At 61.3% G+C, this 7,200-nt stretch carries 11 protein-coding genes; 5 read left to right on the top strand and 6 right to left on the bottom strand.

Going from position 1 to position 7,200, the window contains the following annotated elements:
- Positions 1-351, top strand: a 351-nt coding sequence (locus SMC5_RS01185) for a nitroreductase family protein (RefSeq protein WP_133299133.1), incomplete at its 5' end; no start/stop codon positions are given.
- Positions 352-461: 110 nt separating this feature from the next.
- Here SMC5_RS01185 and SMC5_RS01180 read toward each other — a convergent pair.
- From SMC5_RS01180 to SMC5_RS01165, 4 genes are all read right to left on the bottom strand, one after another.
- Entirely contained in the window at positions 462-845 is a 384-nt protein-coding gene (locus SMC5_RS01180; protein ID WP_119119262.1) for a carbonic anhydrase, read from the bottom strand.
- Between the two features lie 29 nt (positions 846-874).
- Positions 875-1,441 carry a phage replication initiation protein, NGO0469 family gene (locus tag SMC5_RS01175; protein WP_119119261.1) on the bottom strand — a complete coding sequence of 189 codons (567 nt, stop codon included), beginning with the start codon at positions 1,439-1,441 and terminating at the stop codon, positions 875-877.
- A gap of 134 nt (positions 1,442-1,575) precedes the next feature.
- Complete coding sequence (locus SMC5_RS01170) at positions 1,576-2,016, bottom strand: hypothetical protein (RefSeq protein ID WP_119119260.1); 441 nt, start codon at positions 2,014-2,016, stop codon at positions 1,576-1,578.
- A 57-nt stretch (positions 2,017-2,073) separates the two neighbouring features.
- Complete coding sequence (locus tag SMC5_RS01165) at positions 2,074-3,180, bottom strand: aminotransferase class V-fold PLP-dependent enzyme (RefSeq protein WP_119119259.1); 1,107 nt, start codon at positions 3,178-3,180, stop codon at positions 2,074-2,076.
- A gap of 218 nt (positions 3,181-3,398) precedes the next feature.
- Here SMC5_RS01165 and SMC5_RS01160 point away from each other — a divergent pair, with 218 nt between their 5' ends.
- From SMC5_RS01160 to SMC5_RS01150, 3 genes are all read left to right on the top strand, one after another.
- Positions 3,399-3,911: a flavodoxin family protein gene (locus SMC5_RS01160; protein WP_119119258.1), complete on the top strand. Its 513-nt coding sequence runs from the start codon at positions 3,399-3,401 to the stop codon at positions 3,909-3,911.
- A 2-nt stretch (positions 3,912-3,913) separates the two neighbouring features.
- Positions 3,914-4,309 (top strand): FMN-binding protein, encoded by a 396-nt coding sequence (locus tag SMC5_RS01155; protein WP_119119257.1) that lies wholly within the window; start codon positions 3,914-3,916, stop codon positions 4,307-4,309.
- Positions 4,310-4,448: 139 nt separating this feature from the next.
- Entirely contained in the window at positions 4,449-4,838 is a 390-nt protein-coding gene (locus SMC5_RS01150) for a flavodoxin family protein (protein ID WP_126869115.1), read from the top strand.
- 89 nt (positions 4,839-4,927) lie between these two features.
- Here the strand turns inward: SMC5_RS01150 and SMC5_RS01145 are convergent, their stop codons facing one another.
- A complete protein-coding gene (locus tag SMC5_RS01145; RefSeq protein WP_119119255.1) occupies positions 4,928-6,100 on the bottom strand; it encodes a sodium ion-translocating decarboxylase subunit beta in 1,173 nt (390 codons plus the stop codon).
- A gap of 4 nt (positions 6,101-6,104) precedes the next feature.
- Positions 6,105-6,503 (bottom strand): acetyl-CoA carboxylase biotin carboxyl carrier protein subunit, encoded by a 399-nt coding sequence (locus tag SMC5_RS01140; RefSeq protein ID WP_119119254.1) that lies wholly within the window; start codon positions 6,501-6,503, stop codon positions 6,105-6,107.
- A gap of 38 nt (positions 6,504-6,541) precedes the next feature.
- Here SMC5_RS01140 and SMC5_RS01135 point away from each other — a divergent pair.
- A partial coding sequence (locus SMC5_RS01135; RefSeq protein WP_165848912.1) for an NAD(P)/FAD-dependent oxidoreductase occupies positions 6,542-7,200 on the top strand: 659 nt, incomplete at its 3' end.

Here is a 7,200-nt window from a genome sequence, read left to right as displayed (position 1 = left end):
GGACCGTCTGTCGGAGAGCGCCCTTCAGCATATATCGTCATGCTTGCAGACAAGGAGATTTCTACGAATTTCAACTGGGACGCCGGCATCTGCTCGCAAAGCATTCTCCTTGGAGCGACAGAACGAGGCCTTGGTGGCTGTATTATTGCTTCAGTCAACAAGCCCAGTCTCAAACAGGCGCTCAATATCCCCGACACATATGAAATCGTGTTCGTTGTAGCTCTTGGCAAGCCAAAGGAGCACGTTGTTATTGAGCCTGTCCCTGCGGATGGAGACATCAAATACTGGAGAGATGCCGAAGAAACCCATCATGTCCCGAAACGGTCTCTTGAGGATCTGATTATCGGCTAGCCTTTGGGGTCTTTGGGGTCAGCTGGTAAAGGAACCATGGGTGGTACATCGTCCGGCTGAGCGGAGCAGAATATTGCGGGAGGACAGTGGGGGCAACCTCCTGTCCTCCGTCAGTCGACTCTGGTGACGTTCCAGTGATCGTTCACCCACAAGCCCAGGACTGTGCATTCGGGATACCAGGATTTCACAAGTTCTCTTGCTGCGAGGATGTCGTTCACCTGGAACTCTTTTCCGTTCGGGTTGCCAGCGCAGTCGTAGTGCCCGACAATCGCAATGACGTTCGAACCATGGTTCTTCACTGATATTTCGATCCTGCTTTTGATCGAGTCGATGGCGCCCTGATCGCTGTTGGCTGAGAGAACCCTGTTTGGACCGGCCTCGGTAATCAGGTCCACGAATTGTGCTGTGTACTCGTTTTTCATCCATGCGATGACAGGTTCCTGGACTCTCCCGTCCATACAGTTGATCGCCGTTACAAATTTGCCCGTATGCATCTCACATCACTCCTGTCCAGCGCAGGTTCTTACTCGCTGGCTGGCGTCTTGGCCGGCTCTTTATCTCCCTTGAATTCCCTGCTCTGCTGGATGAGATTCTTGACCCAGTCGGACAACTTGGCGTAGACCGCGTCTTCGCCATTGTCGATATCGTACAGGACCACAGGGTTGACAGCGTCGGGGACAACCATGCCCTCGGGGACGCTCATCACGCCCGCTATGTATGCGTATGCCTTCTCGGCGTTCTCGCCGTGGAGGATCGAAAGCAGACAGGCGGCGCCCAGCATGGAACCAAGGGCGAACCCATCGCGTTTTTCGTCTGCCGTGACAGGACGGCCAAGCCACGATTCCAGGTCTTTCTTCAGGCTAGCCTTGTCGTTGAGGCTGAGGGTGTACGTCTTGGAGATGACGGAGGGACGTCCATCGTCCGTCAGGTCCGCGGGCAGTTCGAACTGAATCATGATCTTGTTCGCCCACCTCCCGAACTTCTCAGAGTACTGCGTCCCCAGATCGATGACGCCGTAACAGCGTGCGACATGCGTCCCAGCGGGGATGACGCCCTTCTCTCCAACCTCGTTCTTCGCGATCAGTCCCATGGTGCTCTCCTTTGCCGCCCTGCGGCTTGTCGGCCGAATCCATACTTGCAGCATCAAGTATAGGTGGCGCCGCCCATACGACAATCCTGCCAATGTACCACTCAGGCCACAATGAGCAGCTGACCCCAAAGGAGCTAGCGTGGCAACGTGAAGATGGACGTACCCCGGACCTGAACCAGCACGCTGGTGGTCGCCCCCGTGGCGTTGATCATCACGACGACCGTGTTCTTGCCGAAGAGGGCATTACTGGACGTCTCGGTGGCGCCGGTGCCGGCGAGGGGAAACTCGGGGACATTCCAGTGTTCCGTCGCGCCAGTGACGAACGCGTTGCGGTAGAACTGCACAACGTCCTGGAAGGAAAGGTAGGATTGGATGTGGACCTCGACGACACGCACCAGGTCGTCACTCCGCGCCGTCTTGCAGGACGTGATAGTACCAAGGACGATCGGGACGTCGCTGGGGAAGCCGACGGGAAGGGAGGTCCCAAAGTCGAACTCACGGAACACGAGCCTCGTGGCCAGGGTGAGCATAATCACCCCACACAGGATGATCAGCAACCAGCACCTTGCCATCATCAGCCAACCTCCCCGGAAGGATTTCATCTTGTAGTACGTCGATGGGACCTGGCTCTGTTATGCCTGCAGGTGCAGTTCCTCCACGGCGTGCCAGAAATGCTGAAGGTTGTCAGGACTGATGCCACCTGTATGCGCAACAACCAGACCTGTGGGGGTCATGCCCACGTCGACGCCTCGGCGCTCCAACTCTGTGTGCAGGTCCTGGATGTCCACCCCTGCCGGCGGCCTGAGAGCCGTCAGTGTCACGGCCTCGTGCCCGGGTGGCGCCACGACACGGAACCCATGGGCCGCAGCCTCCTCACGGAAGCTCCGGGCAACCCCATCGCACCGCGCAAACCGCGCCGGCAGTCCCTCCGCATGGATACGGTCAAGGGCGGCGCGCAGCGCAAAGACGAGACTCGGGGGCACCTCGGCGCCGGTCGGTGAGGACCACCGGGACAGTTCGATGTAGAGTGGCGCGGCTGCGTCATGTCGCACCTTGCGCTCACGCACGCGGCTGCTCACCGCTGCCAGCACGAGTCCCGAGCACCCGCCCAGCGTCGAGGCGCTGTCCGTGAACACGATGTCGGCATGCCAGTCGTCCATGCGCTGGGCCATGCAGCCAGTCGCCCATGTCCCGTCCACGACCAGCAGCGTCTGCGGGGCGACCTCGCGGATGACCTCAGCATAGTCGTCAAGTGGGGCGACGATGCCGCTGCAGGCGTCCACGTGGGACACGACGATGGTGGACGGGCGTATGTCGGCCAGGCGTGTGCGCAGGAGCTGCAGGTCAACACTGCCTCCTTCCTGCGCCTGCATGACGTCGGCCACGCGGCCACGACGCGACACCACGTGGGTGATGCGGTCACATTGCGGGCCGTGTCCCAGGACAAGAACCACGGCACCCGGAGGTGACGCTGCGACGACCGCGACCTCCATGCCCAGGGATGCTGCTCCGGGAACGACAACGATCCCAGCCTGCTCGGTCCCGAACAGAGGCATCAACCCTTCACGACACTCGGCATCTGCACGCTCTACCTCGCTCCAGCTCTCGAACGACGTAGCGGATGCCCGCAAGACGTCTTCGGCAGTGCGTGCCCATCCGGGGGTCAGCAGGAAGCGCCTGTCAGCCAGAGACAGCTCGTCCCGCACGATGGAAGGTACCCGTCCCTGCTCTTCTGTCATGATTGTCCTCCCTGTCTCAGTGTGCTATCTGGCATGCTACATTCGGTGCGACCACGTCCACCACGATCCATCCAACAAATATCATACTCGTGAACCCCATGGCGGCAACACCTGCGCTATACGAGACGACTTCTTGCGCGTAGCCAGTGCAACTCTATAATAATTGAGGGACGATACTCGAAAGAGAGACTCCGCGCTATCGAGCATAAGGGGGTTTTATGCAGACGCTGGTCGTGTACTACAGCAGAAGTGGATCGACGAGGACCGTGGCCAAGGCACTGGCTAATGGCGTGGGGGGAACTCTGCGCGAGCTCGTGGACGCAAACGCTCGGAAAAACCTGTTTGCAGCCGCCATAGCTGCATTGTTTGGCAGATCTGCCCGACTAGTCGATCCCAACTTCGACGTTTCGGCCTGGGATACCGTCGTCGTCATGACGCCCATCTGGGTTGGCAAGCCCACCCCGGCGGCCAACACGTTCCTGCGGACGGTCAATCTGACCGGCAAGAAGGTCCTGATCGTGGCGCTCGGCGAGAGCGGCGAAAACCTTGCAACCTCCAGCAAACTGGAGAAGATGGCGCGGGCACGAGGCGGTCAGGTCATCGGAGTCCATCACGTCCACGGTCTCAACTCCTCCGGAAAGGCGGGCCCTTCAGCCACAGCAGAGGAACTGCAGAACGAGGGTCAACGTTTTGCAGACGTGCTCCGAGAGCCTCACAATGAGGAGGGTTGACCATGCGTCGACACTCTCGGCTGCTCCGGACACTGCTGGTTCTCGTCGCTGTGGTCATGACATGCTCCATCGTCTCACAGGTCGTCTATGGTCCCTGGCTGCGGCGACAGGCCAGCGCCCTGGTCCTGCAGTCGCCGGTCATCTCGTACCGGTACCCCGGTGTCTATGATGGCAGCGCGCGCGTCGGGCATGTCGCTGCAAAGGTCCGCGTGACACTGGGTTCGCAGGGTATCACGACCGTCGAGTTCCTCCAGCGGCCGCTGGGCAACATGGACCCGCTTGTAGCAGAGGTCCTGCGGACTCATGGCGTCCTCGTTGATGTCATCACGGGTGCGACCATCAGTCAGAAGGTCACGCTCAAGGCCATCGACGATGCCCTGATGCAGCAACATCCCTAGAGGAAGCAGTAGCCTGAAGACTCTCATCGTATTCTACAGCCGGGAAGGGTCGACTGCACAGATCGCCCGGGGACTGGCACAGGCGACCGGAGGCACCTTGCGGGAGCTGGTGGACAGCCGCAGGATGGAGAACGGCGGAATGTTTCGTGCCCTGCTCGCCACCCTACTTCGCCTGGGGACGACGCTGGTGGACCCCGACTACACTGTCGAACCGTTTGAAGCGGTCGTGGTCATGACGCCGGTCTGGATCGGCAACCCAGCTCCTGCCGTCACGACGTTCATCAGCAATGTGATCCTTAAGGACAAGAAAACATTCATCGTCGCCGTCGGCGGGACCGCGGCCAACCCGCGAACCATCGCCAAGCTGGAGAAGCGGCTGATAGCGCGCGGAGCCTCCGTCGTCGGGCATAGCGAAGTACTGGGGTACATCCCGGACCCAAAAGCTGTACGTCCATTGGACGAGGAACTGGTGGCGGAGGGCGTCCTGCTCGCAGAGACCATCTGGCAGGCATTTGAGCCACAATCCTGATTACCCTCTGGACCTTCTGACACTCCAGAATAACAAAAAGGCCGGCAGCTCTACACTGCCGGCCTCGCCATTGAGAAGGGTCACTCTTGCTAGTGACCCAGAAGGCTGATCATGATACCCGCCGCGACGGCGGTACCAATAACGCCGGCGACGTTGGGACCCATTGCATGCATGAGGAGGAAGTTGGCAGGGTTGTCTTTCTGCCCGACTTTCTGGCTGACGCGCGCGGCCATGGGGACTGCCGACACGCCCGCTGAACCAATGAGCGGGTTGATCTTGTGTCCAGACAACACCCACATGAGGTCACCCAGGAGCATCCCACCCGCGGTGCTGAACCCGAAGGCGATAACACCCAGCCCGATAATATAGAGCGTCTTGAGGTTCAGGAAGGATGTGGCGTTCATGGACGCGCCTACGGCGACGGCGAGAAAGAGCGTGCAGATGTTGATGAGCTCGTTGGCGGCCGTGTTGCTGAGCCGCTCGACCACACCGCTCTCACGCAGCAGGTTACCCAGCATGAGCATGCCCACGAGCGGCCCGACCGGTGGCAGCAGGATAGCGATGACGAAGGTCGTGACGATGGGGAACAGGATACGCTCGAGTTTGCCGACCGGGCGCAGCTGCTCCATAACCGTGCTGCGCATCTCATGTGTCGACAGCAGTCGCATGATGGGTGGCTGGATCAACGGCACAAGGGACATGTACGTGTAGGCGGCGACAGCGATGGGACCCAGCAGCTCCGGGGCAAGCTTGGTGGCAGTGTAGATAGCCGTCGGCCCGTCCGCTCCTCCGATGATACCAATGGCACCCGCCTGACCGATGCTGAACTGCAGCATCTTAGCGACGACCATGGCAACAAAGACACCAAACTGTGCAGACGCACCCAGCAGCAGCGACACGGGATTGGCCAGCAGCGGGCCGAAGTCCGTCATGGCACCGATGCCCAGGAAAATGAGCGGTGGCAAGATCTCGGACTTGACCAGAAAGTAGAAGAAATCGAGCAGCGCCGTCGGCTTGATGGTGCCGGTCAGGTCACGGACATAGTCGGGGTTGATACTGAAGAAGGAACCCCTGGCCGCCGGGATGTTGGCGAGAAAGCAGCCAAATGCAATCGGCAGCAGCAAGATCGGCTCGAAATCCTTGGCAATCGCCAGGTACATGAGCACACAGGCTACAACCAGCATGACAGCGTTGCCCCACGTGAAGTTGTAGATGCCGGAGAAACTTCTGAACCCCTTGATTGCAGCCAGAATAACACTCATAACTCTACTCCATCCTCAGGAGAGGCTCACCTGTCTTGACGGACTGGTTGACCTCGACATGGACCTCGCCGACCACGCAGTCACGCGGGGCGAGGATCTCGTTTTCCATCTTCATGGCTTCGATGATGGCGAGACGCTGGCCGCGCCTGACGCGGACGCCCTGCTCCACCAAAACGCTGAGCACCTTGCCATGCATGGGCGCCCGCACAAGCCCGCCTTGCCCTTGATCCCCAGCCTCGTCGAGCGTCAGATCGCGCAGGCTGACCTTGGTCTGGCGGCCGTGGCGCAGCACATAGACCGCATCTCCCGCGTCGACTGCCGCCGCGTCGGTCGCGGGCGCGACCCCGTCGATGGCGACCGTTGCGCCATCAGACCCGTAGGCGACCTCCGCCACGACCAGCATACTCCCCAGGAGTATCGGCCGCGTGCTAGGATGAGGGCATGAGCGACGACGCGAAACCCAAGACCACTCGCCTGTTGGGCGGCATCAGCCTGAACTTCATCCCCGCCGCCGGAGACGGCAGCGTGCCCGCCGGCCAGGCCATCGCCGCGGGAACCGGCAAGCCCGTAGAAGCCCGCGTCGTCATCGTCGGGTCGGGGCCGGCAGGTCTCACCGCCGCGATCTACGCCGCGCGCGCCAACCTTGAACCGGTCGTCCTAGGCGGCATCGCGGCGGGCGGGCAGCTCATGATCACGAGCGACGTCGAGAACTACCCGGGCTTCCCAGATGGAGTCCAGGGTCCGGAGCTGATGGCCCTCTTCCGCAAGCAAGCCGAGCGGTTCGGAACCCGGATCGTGGACGCGGACGTAGAGCGCGTCGACCTGGGCGAGCGCCCCTTCCGGCTCTGGGCCGCAGGCGTCGAGTACCGGGCCCAGGCCGTCATCGTCGCCACCGGCGCGGAGGCGATCTGGCTCGGCATCGAGAGCGAGACCCGACTGCGCGGCCGGGGCGTTAGCGCGTGCGCCACGTGTGACGGCTTCTTCTTCCGCGACAAGGAGGTCGGGGTCGTCGGCGGCGGCGACAGCGCCCTCGAAGAGGCCCTGTTCCTCACCCGCTTCGCCAGCAAGGTGCACCTGATCCATCGCCGCGACGCCTTCCG

The organism is Candidatus Cryosericum odellii, from assembly GCF_003570935.1.
Lineage (GTDB): Bacteria > Caldisericota > Caldisericia > Cryosericales > Cryosericaceae > Cryosericum > Cryosericum odellii.
Note: the sequence above shows the minus strand (reverse complement) of the source record. Positions and strands in the feature narration are given on the sequence as shown.